Raw genomic sequence first — 16,869 nt, 5'->3', positions numbered from 1 at the left:
TGTGTGCCCGGCTTCGCGTGTGCCGGGCTTCGCGTGTGCCGGGCTCCGCGTGTGCCGGGCTTCGCGTGTGCCGGGCTTCGCGTGTGCCTGGCTCCGCGTGTGCCGGGCTTCGCGTGTGCCTGGCCCGGCGTGCGCCTGCCGTCGGCGACGCGCTGGCCCGGTACTCACGCATAAACGCGATCCGCGCCCATAAACGCGTGTAGAGAGCGTTTACGAGCGCGGATCGCGTTTATGCGTGTCCTGCGGCCGGGGGTGGAAAGGTCAGCGCGCGGCGCGGGCCAGGTTCTGCGCGAGTTCGTCGGCGTTCTGGCGCACGACATAGGCGGGCTGGTCGCGCTCGACGCGCCAGCTCTCGCTGAGGGGGCCGACGTTGACGGTGTCGAAACCGAACTCGTCGTAGATACGGGTCACGAGGGCGACGGCCTCGTCGGAATCGCTCGAGGTGGCGAGGGCGCGACGGTTCTCGGAGCCGGCGGGAGCGCCGTCGGTCAGGATGTCCGCGGCGGGGATGTGATTGAACGCCTTCACGACGGTCGACTCGGGCAGGTGCTCCTGCAGCATCTGCGACGTGGTGGTCTTCTTCTCGTCGAGAGCGGCGATGTGGCCGTCGCGCTCGAAGTAGTAGTTGTTGGTATCGAGCACGGTCTTGCCGGCGAGAGGAGCGGCGGGCACGGCGTCGATCGCCTTCAGCGGGACGGTGACCACGACGATGTCGCCGGCCTCCGCGGCATCCTGTGCCGTGGCGGCGCGCGCCTTGTCGCCCACCTCGGCGACGAGGTCGGCGAGGGTCTCCGGTCCGCGGGAGTTCGCGATCACGACGTCGTAGCCGTTCTTCGCGAAGCCCTTGGCGAGGGCCGAGCCGATGTGTCCTGCTCCGATGATTCCTACGGTTGTCATGCGAGTGCAGAACCGGTGCGCCCGCTCGCGCATTCCCGGGAGCGGTACCAAGAATTCAGTGGACTGAATAGTTAGCAGGATGAGTAATCGGTGTCAAGCGGTCCCGGCCCGGGAATGACGGGATTTATCGTCATCTTGTCGCACCCTCACGCGAGTGGTCGCAGTCCGGTGTTCGGGTCACCGTCCTGCTTGACCTGTGAGGGCGACGGCCCCCGGTGGACGCGGCTTCGGACCACCGGGGGCCGCTTTCTTCTCCCGCCTCGTCCGGGTGGGGGGCGCACCGGTGGGACACTGGATGCCGGCGGGATCGGACCCGCCCCGACCCCGAGGAATCGCTTCGTGACGACCGCCATCCGCCCGCCCCGCATCGCCCGCTTCTACGCCGTCTGCGTCGGCGTGGGTCTGCTCGCGGGACTCATGTCGGGCCTGTTCGGCGTGGGCGGCGGCACGGTCATCGTTCCTCTGCTCGTGCTCCTGCTCGGCTTCGACCAGCGCCTCGGCGCGGGAACCTCTCTCGCCGCGATCGTTCCCACGGCGTCGGTCGGTGTCATCACCTACGCCGTCGACGGGCACGTCGCATGGCTGCCGGCCCTCATCCTCGCAGCGGGGGCCGTGGGGGGAGCGCAGATCGGCACGTGGTTGCTGCCCAAGCTCTCGCAGACGGCCCTGCGCTGGGCCTTCGTGGCCTTCCTCCTCGCGGTGATCGTGAGCCTGTACTTCGTCATCCCCTCTCGCGACGCCGAGCTGGAACTCACCTGGATCACCGGCCCCGGGCTCGCGCTGCTCGGTGTGATCACCGGCATCCTGGCGGGGCTGCTCGGTGTCGGCGGCGGGATCATCGTCGTCCCCGCCCTGCTCCTGTTCTTCGGAACCAGCGACCTCGTCGCCAAGGGCACCTCGCTGCTCATGATGATCCCGACCGCGGTGTCGGGGACGGTCGGAAACCTCCGCCGGTCGAACGTCGACCTGCCGGCGGCGCTGTGCGTCGGGCTCGCGGCGTGCGCGACGACCGCCGTGGGCGCGCAGATCGCCAAGGCCGTCGACCCCTTCGTCGCCAACGTGTTGTTCTCGATCTTCCTCGTCTTCATCGCCTCGCAGATCGCGGTGAAGGCCGTGCGCGGTCGCCACCAGCGCTGACACCCCCGGTCTCACGGGCCCGCTCGGTAGACTGGGGGAGTGCCCGTGAACCCCGAACTCGTCGGTCGAGTCTTCCCGCCGACCGCTCCCTATCTGGTCGGCCGCGAGAAGGTGCGTGAGTTCGCCCGCGCCGTCTTCGCCGACGCCCCGCAGCACAGCGACCCCGAGGCCGCCCGCGCCCTCGGGTACACCGACGTGGTGGCGCCGCCGACCTTCGCGATGGTCGTCCAGGATCTCGCGCTCCAGCAGCTGCTCGCCGAGCCCGACTCGGGCATCGAGCTCTCGCGTCTCGTGCACGCGGAGCAGCGCTTCCGGTACACGCGCCCGATCGTCGCGGGCGACGAACTCGTCGCGACGCAGTCGGTCACCGGCATCCGCACCATGGGCGGCAACGCCATGATCACGAGCGAGGCCGAGATCGTGGATGCCGACGGCGCCCACGTCGTGACCACCACCAGTGTCCTCCTCGCCGGGGAGGCCGGAGCATGAGCGCGTTCACCGTCGGAGACGTCGTCGCCGAGCGATCGGTGCACCTGACCCGCGAGTCGCTCGTGCGCTATGCCGGTGCGTCGGGCGACTTCAACCCCATCCACTACCGTGACGACGTGGCCGCCGCCGTGGGCCTTCCCGGCGTGCTCGCGCACGGCATGCTCACGATGGGCATCGCGGTCGGCACGCTCGCCGAGGCACTGGGAGACTCCGGTCGCATCGCCGAGTACGGCGTGCGGTTCACGCGCCCCGTGGTCGTCGACCCCGAGACCGGCGCCGACCTGCACGTGAGTGCCAAGGTCGGAGCCGTCGACGACGAGACCGCGCGCATCGACCTCACCGTGACGTTCGCCGAGACCACCGTCCTCGGCAAGGCGCAGGTGCGGGTGCGGCTGACCTGATGCCCGAGATCACCCCCGTTCCCCTCTCTCGGCTGACCACCCTGCGGACGGGGGGTGAACCCGCCCGTCTCGTCGAGGCCGAGACGCCCGACGAACTGGTCGGCGCACTGCGCGAGGTGTGGGCGCAGGGCGAGCCGTGGTTCGTCCTCGGCGGCGGGTCGAACCTGTTCGTCGGCGACGAGCCGTTCGAGGGCACCGTCATCCGGGTGCGAACGACCGGCATCGACGAGCTGCCGGGCTCGCGCGCCGACACGGTGCGGCTCCGGGTGCAGGCCGGCCACGACTGGGACGCCCTCGTCGCCGAGACGGTGGAGCGCGGGCTCGCGGGCATCGAGGCCATGTCGGGTATCCCCGGCACGGTCGGCGCGGCGCCCGTGCAGAACGTCGGGGCGTACGGCCAGGAGATCGTGCAGACCCTCGTCGAGGTGGAGCTGATCGACGAGTCGACGGGCGAGGTCGCCACCGTTCCGGCCTCGGAGCTCGGCCTGGGCTTTCGTACCTCGGTGCTGAAGCACCACTACGGCTCGGTGCCCGAGCGGCCCGCGGTCATCCTGTCGGTGACCCTCGAACTCGAGCGTGTGGGCGGCGAGGAGCGGCCCATCGCGGGAGAGCAGCTGCGCGGCGCCCTGGGGCTCGAGCCCGATCAGGCGGTGTCGCTGCGGTGGATCCGGGACCACGTGCTCGCGACCCGCGCTCGAAAGGGCATGGTGCTCGACGCCGAAGACCCCGACACCTGGAGTGCCGGCTCGTTCTTCCAGAACGCGATCGTCTCGGAGGCCTTCGCGCGCACCCTTCCCGCGGAGTGCCCGAAGTGGCCCCTCGCGCCGGTGCTCGATCCGGTGACGGTGATCCCGCTCGCCGCCTTCGACGGCATCCTGCCCCCGCCCCCCGTCGTCACGCGTGACGTCAAGGTGAGCGCGGCGTGGTTGATCGAGAACGCCGGGCTTCGCCGAGGCTTCCGGTTCCCGCGCTCGCGCGCGGGCCTGTCGACGAAGCACACGCTGGCTCTGACGAACCGCGGCGAGGCGACGGCGGCCGAGATCGCCGAGCTCGCGCGTTTCGTGCAGAACCGCGTGGCGTCGGAGTTCGGCCTAGTCCTGCAGCCCGAGCCCGTCCTGATCAACGTCGAGCTGTAGTCCCGGGCGGCTCGCCCGGTCGTGCCGTGCCGCAGGGCGGAGTTCGCGGGTGACGCGGCGGTTCCGGATGCCGTAGACGCGGTGTGTCGGCGGGCATCTCCGCGCGACGGCTCGGCGTGCGCAGCGCCGGCGAACGAACAGCGATGCCGGTCACCGCGACGGGTGACCGGCATCGGCCGGAGGCGAGGGCTCAGGCGAACAGGCGCTGGAGGCGCTGGATGCCCTCGAGGAGCTGGTCGTCGCCGAGGGCGTAGGACAGGCGCAGGTACCCGCTCGGGCCGAAGGCCTCACCCGGCACCACGGCCACCTCGGCCTGCTCGAGGATCAGGTCGGCGAGCTCGAGAGAGGTGGTCGGGGTCACTCCGCCCCACGATCGGTTCAGCAGGCCCCGCACGTCGGGGTAGGCGTAGAAGGCGCCCAGCGGGTTGGGCACCTCGACGCCGTCGATCTTCGACAGCTCCGCCACGATCAGCCGGCGGCGGCGGTCGAAGGCGAGACGGAACTGCTCGGCTTCGTCCTGCGGCCCGGTGAGGGCGGCCGCCGCGGCGATCTGCGCGACGTTGTTGACGTTGCTCGACAGGTGCGACTGCAGGTTGCCGGCGAGCTTCATGGCATCCGCCGGTCCCACCATCCAGCCCACGCGCCATCCGGTCATGGCGTAGGTCTTCGCGACGCCGTTGACGAGGATCGTCTGGTCGGCGAGCTCGGGCACGGCCTCGACGATCGACACGGCGCGGACGCCCTCGTACGTGAGGTTCTGGTAGATCTCGTCGGTGATGACCCAGATGCCGTGCTCGAGGGCCCAGCGGCCGATCTCGGCGGTCTCTTCGGGGGTGTAGACCGAGCCGGTAGGGTTCGACGGCGACACGAAGACGAGCACCGTGGTCTTGTCGGTGCGGGCGGCCTCGAGCTGGGCGACGGTGACTTTGTAGTCCTGGTCGGCGCCGGCGAAGACCTCGACGGGCGTGCCCTCGGCGAGGGCGATGGCTTCGGGATAGGTCGTCCAGTACGGAGCCGGGAGCAGCACCTCGTCGCCCGGGTTCACCACGGTCTGGAACGCCTGGTACACCGACTGCTTGCCGCCGTTGGTGACGATGACCTGCGAGGGCGCGACCTCGAGGCCCGAGTCGCGCAGCGTCTTGGCGGCGATGGCCTCGCGCAGCACCGGGAGACCGGCGGCGGGCGTGTAGCGGTAGTTCTTCGGGTCTTGCAGCGCCTTCGCCGCGGCATCCACGATGTAGGACGGGGTGGCGAAATCGGGCTCTCCGGCCGCGTACGAGATGACCGGTCGACCGGCGGCCTGGAGGGCCTTGGCCTTGGCATCGACTTTGAGGGTCGCGGACTCGGCGATGGCGGACAGCTTGCGGGAGAGCGGGGCGCGGGAAGTCACGATTCCGAGCCTACTGTCCGCGCCCGCGTGCGACGAGAGCCGTGACCGAGCTCTTCGCCCGCGCCCGGCGGGAGGAGCATCGGATGCCGGGTCCCGCCGCGGCGACCCCGCACGCCGTCCCCGCTCGCGTCCGGTCGGGCAGGGCCGCGCGGGCGTCACCGGGGACCACGTCACGGGACGGTAACGCGGGTCCGTTAACGTTGCGGGGTGACAGCAGACCCCCTGGCGCCGACGCGCCCGCATCGCCGTGCCGTCCTCGCGCTGTTGAAGCTCGGCCTCGCCACGCTGATCGTCGGGCTGGCCACCGGTCTCGCCGTGCTCCTGCTGGTGTGGATCGTCCATTCGATCGAGCACCTCGTCTGGGGGCACGACGAGGGGCCGTTCCTCGACGGGCTCCCGTTGCCGTCTCCGTGGTGGCTGCCGGTCGTCACCGTCGGCGGCGCGGGTGTCGTCGCCGCTCTCGGCTGGTACCTGCTGCGGCGTTTCGGACGCACGCTCGCCACGGTCGAGCAGGGTGTCGACGGGGTTCGGATGCCGTGGTGGGAAACCCTCGCAGACACCGTCATCCAGGTCACGTCGGTGGCCCTCGGTGCCTCGATCGGCAAGGAGGTGGCTCCGCGCGAGCTCTCCGCGATGGCGGGTTCGAAGATCGTCGGCTGGTTCGGTCTCGACCCCCGCTGGCGGCGCATCCTCATCGCCTCGGCGGCAGGTGCCGGTCTCGCGGCGGTGTACAACGTGCCGTTGGCGGGCGCCCTGTTCGCGATCGAGATCCTGCTCGCCCAGTTCAGCGTGGGCGGGGCGGTCGTCGCCCTCGCGGTCAGCGCGATCGCCACGTTCGTCGCGCGGCCCCTCGTCGGCGGCGGGTCGCTGTACCAGGTGCCCGCGCTCGAGGTGAACGCCTCGCTCGTCGTCGCGGCCGTCCTCATCGGGCCGCTCATGGGCTGGGGCGCGACGAGTTTCGCGACCGTGACCAAGGCGCTCGGGCGGTTCCGCCCGAAGGGCTGGAAGCTCCTCGTCGTCCTTCCCCTCACGTTCGCGGCGGTCGGTCTGCTGGGGGCGTTCTTCCCGCTCATCCTCGGCAACGGTCGCGCCCTGGCCACGGCGGGCTTCGACCTGTCCCAGCCGGCGCTCCTCCTGCTGCTGCTCGCCCTGCTGAAGTACGTCGCCACGACGATCTCGCTCGGCTCCGGCGCGATCGGCGGCACCCTTCAACCCTCGGTCGCGATCGGCGCGGCTCTGGGTGCGGCCGCGGCGGCCGGGTGGGCGTTCGTCTGGCCCGGCGCGGACGGCACGGCGCTCGCGATCATCGCGGCGGCCGCGTTCCTGGCATCCAATATGCGAGCGCCCTTCACCGCGATCGCGTTGATCATCGAGTTCACCGACACCGGGTTCACCCTGTTGCTGCCGATCTTCCTCGCCGTCGCGGGATCGCTCGCGGCCTCGCGGCTCAGCTCGCGCGCGAGTCTGCGGCGGTTCACGCCGATCGACCCGGCGCGCCCCTGATCACCGGCGTCGTGAGCGGCGGCTCAGACGAAGGCGGCCAGGGCGGCCTCGAGCGCCGCGGGGTCGGCGCCCGAGGCGCTGTTGTCGAAGAGTACGTGGTGCGCGCCGCGCCAGCGGCAGTCGGCGGCCTGCGCCGTGGCCCAGAACTCGTCCCAGTGGGCGAGTTTCCAGGCGTCGCGGTCGTAGCCGCGTGAGTCGACGCGGTCACGGACGAGGCCACCGTCGACCGTCACGTGCACGACGGTGATGACGACATCGGTGGGCCAGTCGTGCGCGGCTGCGGCGCGCTCGAGGTAGTCCTCTTCGGTGAAGTACCGCACGAAGGGCGCGTCGAGCACGACATCGTTGCCCAGGCGCAGGTTGTCGCCGGCGAGGCGGAGCAGCGTCGCGTACTCCAGCCCCATCACCACGCTCTGGTAGTAGGGGTTGTTGTCGCGTTCGTTCTTGTCGCTGCCCGCGGCTTCGAGGAGAGCCTCGGTGAAGGCGGTGGCGACGGAATCCTTGTCGAGGTACGTCGCGCGGATGCGGCGGGCGATGAGCGTGCTCACGGTCGACTTGCCGCTGCCGGCCGGGCCGATCACGAAGAACAGTCGTGCGGTCATGGGGGTTCCTTCCGGAGGGCGGGGAGGACGACAGGTCGTCCTCCCCGCGCGGAATCAGGATGCCGCGACGGAGCGGTCCTTGACGAACAGGCCGTACGACAGGGCGCCCACCAGCAGCAGCACGCCGCCGATGAGGAACACCGTCGTGTAGTTGCCGCCGGTGGAGGCGAGGATCGCGCCGGTGACGACGGGGGCGACGGCGGCGCCGATGAATCCGCCGAAGTTCTGGATCGCGCCGAGCGAGGCGACCTGGTTGGAGGGGGCTACGTCGGAGGCGAGGGTCCATAGGCACCCGATGGGCACCTGCGAGGCGAAGTAGCCGACGGACAGCAGGACGACGGCGAGCGGGGTGCTGTCGACGTACGCGACAGGCAGCACCGCGGCGGCGGCGAGGATCGCTCCGCCGACGATGGGGATCTTGCGGGCGCGCACCGTGGCCACGCCGCGGCGCACGAGCCGGTTCGACAGCCAGCCGCCGAAGATCACGCCCACGATGCCGCAGAGGAAGGGCAGGGACGCGAGCCACCCGCTCTGCGCGAGGCTGAAGCCGCGGGCCGTCTGCAGGTAGCTGGGGAGCCACGTGAGGTACACCCAGACGGTGTAGAAGATGCCGAACGCGCCGAGCACCATGAACCAGGTGTTGGCCTGTCGCATCAGGCCTGCCCAGCCGACCTTCTCGACCGACTCGGCGACGCGGGCCTCGGCCTCGGCGCCCTTGATGAGCGCCTGCTCCTTGAGCGTCGGGTCGCGGTAGATGCGCAGCCAGACCAGGGCCACCACGATGCCGAAAGCGCCCACGATGACGAACATGCCGCGCCAGCTCATCGTCAGCAGCAGGAACGTCAGAAGGGGAGGCGCGATGGCGTTGGCGATCTGGGAACCGGTGTTGACGAGGGAGACGGGTAGAGCGCGCTCGGACTTGTTGAACCAGCGCTCGTTGACCTTGAGCGCCGAGGTGAAGAACGGCGACTCGGCGATGCCGAGGGCGACGCGGCACGCGTACAGCAGGCCGAAGGAGTTCGCGGCGGCGGTCACGATCGACACGAGCGACCACGCTCCGGCGGCGAAGGCGAACATCTTCTTCGGCCCGAACTTGTCGACGAGGTAGCCGGCGGGAAGGTTCGCGATCGCGTACGGCCACGAGAAGGCCGACAGCAGCAGTCCCATGGCGAACGGGTCGAGCCCGAACTCACCGGCGATCGTGGTGTTGGCCACGCTCAGCGTCGATCGGTCGAGATAGTTCACCACCCCGCCGAGGATGAGGAAGCCGACCAGGAACCACCGGATCCGGATCGTCTTCTTCTCGTCGCGCGTGAGTACGGGCGCGTCGGCCGTCGTCTCGCTCATGGTCCACTCCTTCGTGTTCGGGTGAGGGGCGGACGTCGCGGTCCGCCGTGAGGGGGTTAGGAAGTCGTGCGAGCGCTCTCGACCGCGGCGAGGAAGTCGGCGGCCGCGCGCGTGACGTCGTCGATGTCGCCGCTCGCGCGAGCGGCCTTGGTGATCGCACTGCCGACGCCGACGGCGAGCGCCCCGGCGGCGAACCAGTCGCCGACGTTGTCGCGCGTGGCGCCGCCCGCGGGGAGGATGGGCGCGTGCGCCAGGGGTGCCATGACGGTGCGCAGGTAGTCGGGTCCGGCGATCTCGGTGGGGAAGAGCTTGACGATGTCGGCGCCGGCCTCCATCGTCTGCACGATCTCCGTCGGGGTGAACGCGCCACTGATGGTCAGCGCCTGGTAGCGGTTGGCGGCGCGGATCATGTCGGGATTGAGGTTGGGGCTGACCAGCATGCGCGCCCCGGCCTGCACGGAGGCGACGGCCATCTCGGCATCCAGGACCGTTCCGACGCCCACCGCCACGTGGTCACCGACCTCGTCCGCGAGGGTGCGCACGACCTCGAGCGCCCGGGGGACCGAGAGGGTGATCTCGAGGGCCCGGATGCCGCCCGCCACCGCGGCGCGCGAGACGGCGAGCGCCTCGTCGGGGGAGTCGAGGCGAACGATCAGGACGACGCCGCTGTCGACCACGGCGGAGAGGACTTCATGTTTCTTTAACATCGTTGCACACGATATCACGTGGATTAACACGAGAGAACACAGTCTCTCACCGAGTGGAGGCTTAGGCTCGAGGGGATGTCGACACCGCCACCCCTCATCCCGGAACAGCGCCAGCGAGAGCTGATGCGTCTGCTGCGCGGGGCGGGCGCGCTCAGCATCCGCCACCTGGCCTCGTCGCTGGGGGTGTCGCACATGACCGTGCGTCGTGACATCGCCACGCTCGAAGACGAGGGCCTCGTCGACGCCGTGCAGGGCGGCGTGCGCCTGCGCGAGCACACGGGGGTGGAGCCCCCGCGCGAACGCGATTCCCGTGCGGCCTTGGAGCTCCCCCGCAAAGAAGCCGTCGCCCGTCGTGCGGCCGCTCTCATCACCGACGACATGACCGTGTTCATCGACGCGGGGACCACGTGTCAGGCGCTCGTCCCGCATCTGACGTCGCGCCGCGGACTGACCGTGGTGACCAACGACTTCTTCACCGTCTCGGCGCTTTTCGCGCACCCCGCGATCGAGGTCATCCACACCGGTGGAGTGGTGGATGCCGCGAGCGGGTCATCGAGCGGAGCCCTCGCCGCCGCGACCATCTCGGCCATGACTCTCGACCTCGCGATCCTCAGCACCGGGACCTGGGACACCTCCCACGGGTTGACCAGTCCCGAGCTCGACAAGGTCGTGCTCAAGAGGGCGGTCCTGGATGCCGCGACCTCGGGCGCCCTGGTCGCCGACAGCACGAAGTACGGCACCGCCGAGCGCTTCCGGGTCGTGCCGCTCGACGCGCTCGACGTCATCGTGAGCGACGCGGAGCTGCCCGAGAGCGCGGCCGCGGCGATCGCCGACATGGGCGTCGAGCTGTGGACGGCGACCGACTGACCGAGGTCGTCGCAGGCCCCATCGACCGAGCCGGGGACAGCGTGGCCCCAGCTCGGTCGTCGGGTCAGGGCAGGGCCGCGAGAGCTCCGCAGTTCGACGTCGCGGGGACGCCCTGGAGGCGGTCCACGAGCCATTGCTGACTCGGGGCGATGCGCGAGAAGGCGGGGACCAGATGGTTCGTCCCCGTGCCGCCCGAGGGGAGCGGCTGCACGACGGGCACGTATGTGACGTCGACCCCCTTCGCGCACCAGTCGGCGGCGAGCTGCTTGGCCTGTGCGTGCTGCACGATGTCGTCCCGGGTGCCGGTGAGCACCTGCACGGGGATCGCCGGTCGGAGCGTGCCGATCCGCTGGTCCTCGACGGCGCGGCGGGTGGCGGCATCCGCGGTCGCGATCGAGAGGAACGACTGCCCCGAACGGGTCCACGACGACGTCGAAGCGAACCCGGCCGTGAGAAGCGTCTCGCCGATGCACTGGGTGCTCACGCGCCGTAGGGCGTCCGTGCCCGTGCCGTTCAGCTGCGTCTGGAGGAACGACTTCGCCTCCGGGTAGTACTGCAGGATGCCGTTGAACGCGTAGCCCACCACCCCGGTCAGGCTCGATCCATCGGCGGTCTTCAGAACGCCGAACAGGTCGGCGGGCGGTGCTCCGGCGTACGCTCCGCGCAGATTCAGCTCCGGGGCGTACGAGGGCGCGAGCTCGGCGGCGGATGCGGAGGCGCCCCCGCCTTGCGAGTATCCGTACAGCCCGATCGGCGAACGGTCGTCGACCGACGTGCCCGGCAGCTGCAGAGCGGCGCGGGCGGCATCGAGCAGGGCATGGCCCATGTCGAGGCGGGTGGTGTAGCTGTGCACGCGATCGGTGGTCCCGAGCCCCACGTAATCGGTCACGACCACCGCGACCCCCCGGGACAGGAGGCCGTAGATGGACGGGATCTCGTACCCGAACCCCGTCCCGTCGGCGTCGACCACGACGACCGATTCGAGGCTCTTCGACGGTGCGCACGAGTCTCCCTGGCCTTGCGTCCCCGCCGCGAACGCGACGAGCGGCCGAGCGCCGCTCCCTCTCCAGGGCAGTGTCGGCTCGATGTACACGCCGGTCACGCCGACGCCCGAGCCGACGGCGTCGGTGGAGCGGTACATGAGTCGCGTGGCCGTGCCGGGAAGGGCGCGGGTCGTTCCGGTGAGGCGCACGGACGCCCCCAGGGGCATGGGCTCCGATCGCACGATGGCGCCGTTGTCGTGGGGGAGGGTGACGGGCGGGTCGTAGAAGCCGGGGGCTGCGGCGGCATGCGCGGGTGCGGCGGTGAGCGCGGCAACGGTGAGGGCGACGACGATGGCGGCGGTGAGGCGGCGCATGCGGTTCTCCTTTGAACGATGCAGGTGGGGCGACTGTCTCGAAACCGAGGGGGACCGAGGGGAAACAGTGAGGATCCGTACAACACCGCGACGCGGCGCGGACGGTGACGTTGTGGAGTGCGAAGAACTCCCCTCGGGTTCCCCGCCCCCGCTCGGCGGGGCGACGCGGGGAACCCGAGAGAGGGTCAGTCGAGGTACTTCGCGTAAGCCGGCAGCGTCAGGAACGCCGGGAACTCCGGCCGCAGTGCGACCTCGCGGAACACCTCGGCGGCGTCGTCGAAGCGGTCACCGTCGAAGCGCTGCACCTCGGCGAGGACGTCGGCCAGCAGGCCCTCGACGAACGGACGTGTGATCGCGGTGCCCTCGGCGGTCTCGCGGTCCTGGTGGATCCACTGCCAGATCTGCGAGCGCGAGATCTCGGCGGTGGCGGCGTCCTCCATGAGGTCGTCGATCGCCACGGCGCCGAGGCCCCGCAGCCATGCCTCGATGTAGCGGATCGCCACCGACACGTTCGCGCGCACACCCGCCGTGGTCACCGGCAGGCCGATGCGCAGGTCGAGCAACTGCCGAGGTTCGATGCACACGTCCTCGCGCGAGCGGTCGAGCTGGTTCTCGCGATCGCCGAGCACCGCGTCGAACTCGGCGCGGGCCACCGGGATGAGATCGGGGTGGGCCACCCACGTGCCGTCGAAGCCGTCGCCGGCCTCGCGCCGCTTGTCGGCGGCGACCTTCTCGAAGGCGGCCTCGGTGATCTCGGGGCGGCGGCGATTCGGGATGAAGGCGCTCATGCCGCCGATCGCGTATGCGCCCCGCTTGTGGCAGGTGCGCACGAGCAGCTCGGTGTAGGCGCGCATGAACGGCACCGTCATGGTCACCTCGCTCCGGTCGGGCAGGACGAACCGCGCCCCGCGACCGCGGTAGGTCTTGATGATCGAGAAGATGTAGTCCCAGCGCCCGGCGTTCAGCCCCGCGCAGTGGTCGCGCAGGGCGAAGAGGATCTCCTCCATCTCGAACGCCGCGGGCAGCGTCTCGATCAGCACCGTCGCGCGGATCGTGCCGTGCGCGAGGCCCAACCGCTCCTCGGTGAACGAGAAGACGTCGTCCCAGAGCCGCGCCTCCTCGGCCGACTCGATCTTCGGCAGGTAGAAGTAGGGGCCCCGGCCGGCCGCGACGAGGGCGTGCGCGTTGTGGAACACGTACAGTCCGTAGTCGACGAGGGATCCGGATGCCGGCAGCTCCCGCCCCGTGCGATCGACGAACGTCACGTGCTTCTCGGGCAGGTGCCAGCCGCGCGGGCGCATCACGATCGTCGGCGTCCGTTCGGCGGTCACCTCGTAGCGCTTTCCCTCGGGACTCGTGAACGACAACTGTCCGCGGATCGCGTCGAACAGCGAGAGCTGACCGCCGATGACGTTGCGCCAGGTGGGGCTCGTGGCATCCTCCTGGTCGGCCAGCCACACCCGCGCGCCGGAGTTCAGCGCGTTGATGGTCATCTTCGGATCGGTGGGGCCGGTGATCTCGACGCGGCGGTCCTCCAGACCCGGACCAGCGCCGGCCACACGCCACGACGGGTCGTCGCGGATGTGCGCCGTGTCGGCGCGGAAGTGCGGGTCATCGCCCGTGCCGATCTCGAAGCGGCGGCGCTCACGCGCGGCGAGGCGGTCGTGCCGGCGCCGGGCGAAGCGGTCGTGCAGCTCGGCGAGGAAGGCGATCGCCGCGGGGGTGAGGATCTCGCCGTCGCGTCCCTCGAGGGAGCGCTCGAGACGAAGGTGCGGGGCGGATGCCGAGGTGCCCGGCATCCGGGATCCGTCGGTGCGGGTGGGGGTCGAGGTGGGCGGGGGAGAGGTGATGAGGGTCATGGTCGTGTCTTTCTGTCTGTGTCGCTGCCCGTCGCTCCTTTGAGCACCATGTCCCAGAAGTGGCTGCCTGAGGTGTGCCCGGGCGACCAAAAGTGGGACAAGGTCTGCCCAAAGGGGGACATGGTCCGCACGAAGGCGCGCGCGGCGAGGGTCAGTGGAATTGGGCGGTCTCGGTGGAGCCGGCCAGGGCGAGGGTGGCGCTGTCGGGGTTGAGCGCGGTCGAGACGACGTCGAAGTAGCCGGTGCCCGCTTCGCGCTGGTGGCGCGTGGCGGTGTACCCGTGGGCTTCGGCGGCGAACTCGGCCTCCTGCAGCTCGACGTACGCGCTCATGGCGCGTTCGGCGTAGCCGCGGGCGAGGTCGAACATCGAGTGGTTCACGGCGTGGAAACCCGCCAGGGTGATGAACTGGAAGGCGTAGCCGAGAGCGGCCAGGTCGGCCTGGAACGTGGCGATCTGCTCGTCGTCGAGATGGCGCTTCCAGTTGAAGCTCGGCGAGCAGTTGTAGGCGAGCTTCTTGCCCGGGTAGCGGGCGTGGATGGCCTCGGCGAAGCGGCGAGCGAGCTCGATGTCGGGCTCGCCGGTCTCGACCCAGAGCAGGTCGGCGTACGGGGCGAAGGCGAGGCCGCGCGCGATCACGGAGTCGAGGCCCGGCCGCACGCGGTAGAACCCCTCGGTGGTGCGCTCGCCGGTGAGGAACTCCGCGTCGCGCGGGTCGACGTCGCTGGTGAGCAGGTCGGCGGCCAGAGCATCGGTCCGGGCGATGATCACCGTGGGCACGCCCGCGACATCGGCCGCGAGCCGTGCGGCGTTGAGGGTGCGGATGTGTTGCTGGATGGGCACGAGAACCTTGCCGCCGAGGTGGCCGCACTTCTTCTCGCTCGCGAGCTGGTCTTCCCAGTGGATGCCGGCGGCCCCGGCCTGGATGAGTGACTGCGCGAGTTCGTAGGCGTTGAGCGGTCCGCCGAACCCGGCCTCGGCGTCGGCGACGACCGGGGCGAGCCAATCCCGGGTGATCTCCCCTTCGGCGCGCTCGATCTGGTCCTGTCGCAGCAGGGCGTTGTTGATGCGGCGGACGACCGCGGGGACCGAGTTCGCGGGGTACAGGCTCTGGTCGGGGTAGGTCTGCCCCGCGAGGTTGCCGTCGGCGGCGACCTGCCAACCGCTGAGGTAGATGGCTTTCAGTCCGGCGCGCACCTGCTGCACGGCCTGACCGCCGGTGTAGGCGCCCAGGGCGCGGACGTACTCCTCGGTGTGGATGAGGTTCCAGAGGTTCTCGGCTCCGCGACGGGCGAGGGTCGACTCCTCGCGGACGCTGCCGCGGAGACGGACGACGTCGTCGGCCGTGTAGGTGCGCTCGATGCCGTCCCAGCGCGGGTCGTTCTCCCACGCGGCGCGGATCTCGTCGGCGGTCTCGGTCTGGTCGCCGGGGCGCAGGGGCTGCTGGGCGGGGGTGGCCTGGATCGTCATGAGCGTTCTCCTCTCGGATGCCGGGGCGGCGGTGCCCCGTGACGACCACTGTGGGCGAAGAACACGGGGTCGAAACCGGATTCATCGTGTGAAGATCGCGCGATCTTCTGTTTTTGTGAGAACGTGGCGTATGGGCACCGGCGTCTCGACTTCTTCGGCATCCCTCCCCTTCGACGATGGGGAGGTGGACACGCTCACCATCGGACGACGCATCCGGCAATTGCGCACGGCGCGCGGGATGACCCTCGACGATCTCGCCGGAGCGGTCGGCCGCGCCCCGAGCCAGATGTCGATGATCGAGAACGGGCGCCGCGAGGCCAAGCTCACGCTGCTGCAGGCGATTGCCCGCGCGCTCGAGTGCACGCTGGATCAGATCCTGGATGCCGAGCCCCTCGACGCCCGCGCCGCCCTCGAGCTCTCGGTGGAGCGGGCGATGCGGGGCCAGACGTTCCAGGCGCTCGGGATCGAGCCGTTCCGCGTGGGTCGCGCGGTGCCCGACGAGGCGCTCGCCGCGATGCTCGCGCTGCAGGCCGAGATCGAACGCCTCCGTGAGGAGCGGTCGGCGACGCCCGAGGAGGCGCGGCGCGCGAACGTCGCGCTGCGGCGACTCATGCGCACGCAGGACAACCATTTCCCCGAGCTCGAGCGGGTGGCATCCGGGATTCTCGATCGAATCGAGCACCCCGGTGGACCCCTCACCCAGCGGGGCGCGAGCGATATCGCCGCCCATCTCGGCTTCACGCTCCACTACGTTCCCGACCTCCCCTCGTCGACGCGCAGCATCGCCGACGTGAAGAACGGCCGGCTCTATCTGTCGACGAAGGTCGCGAAGGGCGACCCGCGCGCGGCGGTGCTGCAGGCGCTGTCGAGCCGGATCCTCGGGCATGGCGAGCCGACGAGCTACGACGAGTTCCTCCGACAGCGCGTCGAGACGAATTACCTCACCGGGGCGCTGCTCATGCCCGAGGCGCACGTCGTGCCGGCGCTGCGCGAGGCGAAGGAGCGACGCGCCCTCAGCATCGAGGACCTCCGCGACGCCTACTCGGTGTCGTACGAGACCGCCGCGCACCGCTTCACGAATCTCGCGACGGTGCATCTCGGCATCCCGGTGCACTTTCTGAAGGTGCACGAGTCGGGGACGATCACGAAGGCGTACGAGAACGACGACGTGAACTTCCCCACCGATCGCCTCGGCTCCATCGAGGGGCAGATGTGCTGCCGGCGCTGGACGAGCCGCGTCGTCTTCGACGAGGACGACCTGTTCAACCCGTACTACCAGTACACCGACACCGGGAACGGGACGTACTGGTGCACTGCCCGCGTGGAGCAGTCGAGCGAGGGGGCGCACTCGGTGAGCGTGGGGGTGCGCTTCGACGACACGAGGTGGTTCCGCGGGCGGGACACCCCGAATCGCGGCGTCTCCCGGCATGCGGTCGAGACGTGCTGTCGCCGCGCGCCGGCGGAGCTCGAGGCCGCGTGGCGCGACAAGGCGTGGCCGAACGTGCGGACACCGCGGACGCTGCTGGCGACCCTGCCGACAGGGGCGTTCCCGGGGGTCGACACGACGGAGCTGTACGAGTTCCTCGAGGCGCACGCGCCGGGCGAGTAAGCGCGCAGTGTGCAACATGCACAACGGCGGGGCAATGTGGGGCGAGGTGCCCATGTCGTGCGTCGAGCGGCGGCAATAGCGTGTGCAGCACCCGCACCGT

At 70.4% G+C, this 16,869-nt stretch carries 15 protein-coding genes; 7 read left to right on the top strand and 8 right to left on the bottom strand.

Annotated elements, in window-relative coordinates:
* Positions 1-261 precede the first annotated feature (261 nt).
* Positions 262-897, bottom strand: a complete 636-nt coding sequence (locus DEU35_RS08730) for an NADPH-dependent F420 reductase (RefSeq protein ID WP_103205925.1) — start codon at positions 895-897, stop codon at positions 262-264.
* Between the two features lie 339 nt (positions 898-1,236).
* On the opposite strand from DEU35_RS08730, the gene DEU35_RS08725 reads away from it, so the two are divergent.
* The 4 genes from DEU35_RS08725 to DEU35_RS08710 are packed head-to-tail and all read left to right on the top strand — an operon-like array spanning position 1,237 to position 4,060.
* Positions 1,237-2,034 carry a sulfite exporter TauE/SafE family protein gene (locus DEU35_RS08725; RefSeq protein ID WP_116239248.1) on the top strand — a complete coding sequence of 266 codons (798 nt, stop codon included), beginning with the start codon at positions 1,237-1,239 and terminating at the stop codon, positions 2,032-2,034.
* A gap of 39 nt (positions 2,035-2,073) precedes the next feature.
* The gene (locus DEU35_RS08720) at positions 2,074-2,523 is read left to right on the top strand and encodes a MaoC family dehydratase N-terminal domain-containing protein (protein ID WP_116239247.1); all 450 of its coding nucleotides are present in this window, start codon (positions 2,074-2,076) and stop codon (positions 2,521-2,523) included.
* Positions 2,520-2,924 (top strand): MaoC/PaaZ C-terminal domain-containing protein, encoded by a 405-nt coding sequence (locus tag DEU35_RS08715; RefSeq protein ID WP_103205928.1) that lies wholly within the window; start codon positions 2,520-2,522, stop codon positions 2,922-2,924. The genes DEU35_RS08720 and DEU35_RS08715 overlap by 4 nt, the downstream gene beginning before the upstream one ends.
* Positions 2,924-4,060, top strand: coding sequence for a UDP-N-acetylmuramate dehydrogenase (locus DEU35_RS08710; RefSeq protein WP_116239246.1), 1,137 nt, complete (start codon positions 2,924-2,926; stop codon positions 4,058-4,060). The genes DEU35_RS08715 and DEU35_RS08710 overlap by 1 nt, the downstream gene beginning before the upstream one ends.
* Before the next feature lie 190 nt (positions 4,061-4,250).
* On the opposite strand, the gene DEU35_RS08705 is transcribed toward DEU35_RS08710, so the two are convergent.
* The gene (locus DEU35_RS08705) at positions 4,251-5,450 is read right to left on the bottom strand and encodes a pyridoxal phosphate-dependent aminotransferase (RefSeq protein ID WP_103205930.1); all 1,200 of its coding nucleotides are present in this window, start codon (positions 5,448-5,450) and stop codon (positions 4,251-4,253) included.
* 207 nt (positions 5,451-5,657) lie between these two features.
* On the opposite strand from DEU35_RS08705, the gene DEU35_RS08700 reads away from it, so the two are divergent.
* Positions 5,658-6,953 (top strand): chloride channel protein, encoded by a 1,296-nt coding sequence (locus DEU35_RS08700; RefSeq protein WP_116239245.1) that lies wholly within the window; start codon positions 5,658-5,660, stop codon positions 6,951-6,953.
* 23 nt (positions 6,954-6,976) lie between these two features.
* Here DEU35_RS08700 and DEU35_RS08695 read toward each other — a convergent pair whose 3' ends face one another.
* From DEU35_RS08695 to DEU35_RS08685, 3 genes are read right to left on the bottom strand one after another with little or no spacing between them, the layout of a single operon-like run.
* A complete protein-coding gene (locus tag DEU35_RS08695; RefSeq protein WP_116239244.1) occupies positions 6,977-7,555 on the bottom strand; it encodes an AAA family ATPase in 579 nt (192 codons plus the stop codon).
* A gap of 54 nt (positions 7,556-7,609) precedes the next feature.
* Entirely contained in the window at positions 7,610-8,902 is a 1,293-nt protein-coding gene (locus tag DEU35_RS08690) for an MFS transporter (RefSeq protein WP_116239243.1), read from the bottom strand.
* Positions 8,903-8,958: 56 nt separating this feature from the next.
* Positions 8,959-9,609: a bifunctional 4-hydroxy-2-oxoglutarate aldolase/2-dehydro-3-deoxy-phosphogluconate aldolase gene (locus DEU35_RS08685; protein ID WP_116239242.1), complete on the bottom strand. Its 651-nt coding sequence runs from the start codon at positions 9,607-9,609 to the stop codon at positions 8,959-8,961.
* Positions 9,610-9,684: 75 nt separating this feature from the next.
* Between DEU35_RS08685 and DEU35_RS08680 the strand changes: the two genes are divergently transcribed.
* Entirely contained in the window at positions 9,685-10,476 is a 792-nt protein-coding gene (locus tag DEU35_RS08680) for a DeoR/GlpR family DNA-binding transcription regulator (protein WP_103205935.1), read from the top strand.
* Positions 10,477-10,540: 64 nt separating this feature from the next.
* Here the strand turns inward: DEU35_RS08680 and DEU35_RS08675 are convergent, their stop codons facing one another.
* From DEU35_RS08675 to aceA, 3 genes are all read right to left on the bottom strand, one after another.
* The gene (locus DEU35_RS08675) at positions 10,541-11,833 is read right to left on the bottom strand and encodes a lipase family protein (protein WP_116239241.1); all 1,293 of its coding nucleotides are present in this window, start codon (positions 11,831-11,833) and stop codon (positions 10,541-10,543) included.
* A 185-nt stretch (positions 11,834-12,018) separates the two neighbouring features.
* The gene (gene aceB / locus DEU35_RS08670; protein ID WP_396652086.1) at positions 12,019-13,632 is read right to left on the bottom strand and encodes a malate synthase A; all 1,614 of its coding nucleotides are present in this window, start codon (positions 13,630-13,632) and stop codon (positions 12,019-12,021) included.
* A 211-nt stretch (positions 13,633-13,843) separates the two neighbouring features.
* Positions 13,844-15,160 carry an isocitrate lyase gene (aceA, locus tag DEU35_RS08665; protein ID WP_103205938.1) on the bottom strand — a complete coding sequence of 439 codons (1,317 nt, stop codon included), beginning with the start codon at positions 15,158-15,160 and terminating at the stop codon, positions 13,844-13,846.
* A 130-nt stretch (positions 15,161-15,290) separates the two neighbouring features.
* Here aceA and DEU35_RS08660 point away from each other — a divergent pair, with 130 nt between their 5' ends.
* On the top strand, positions 15,291-16,769 hold the full coding sequence (locus DEU35_RS08660) for an XRE family transcriptional regulator (RefSeq protein WP_258027826.1): 1,479 nt from the start codon (positions 15,291-15,293) through the stop codon (positions 16,767-16,769).
* The last annotated feature ends 100 nt before the right edge of the window (positions 16,770-16,869 follow it).

The sequence above is a fragment of the Microbacterium sp. AG157 genome, assembly GCF_003385695.1.
Lineage (GTDB): Bacteria > Actinomycetota > Actinomycetes > Actinomycetales > Microbacteriaceae > Microbacterium > Microbacterium testaceum.
Note: the sequence above shows the minus strand (reverse complement) of the source record. Positions and strands in the feature narration are given on the sequence as shown.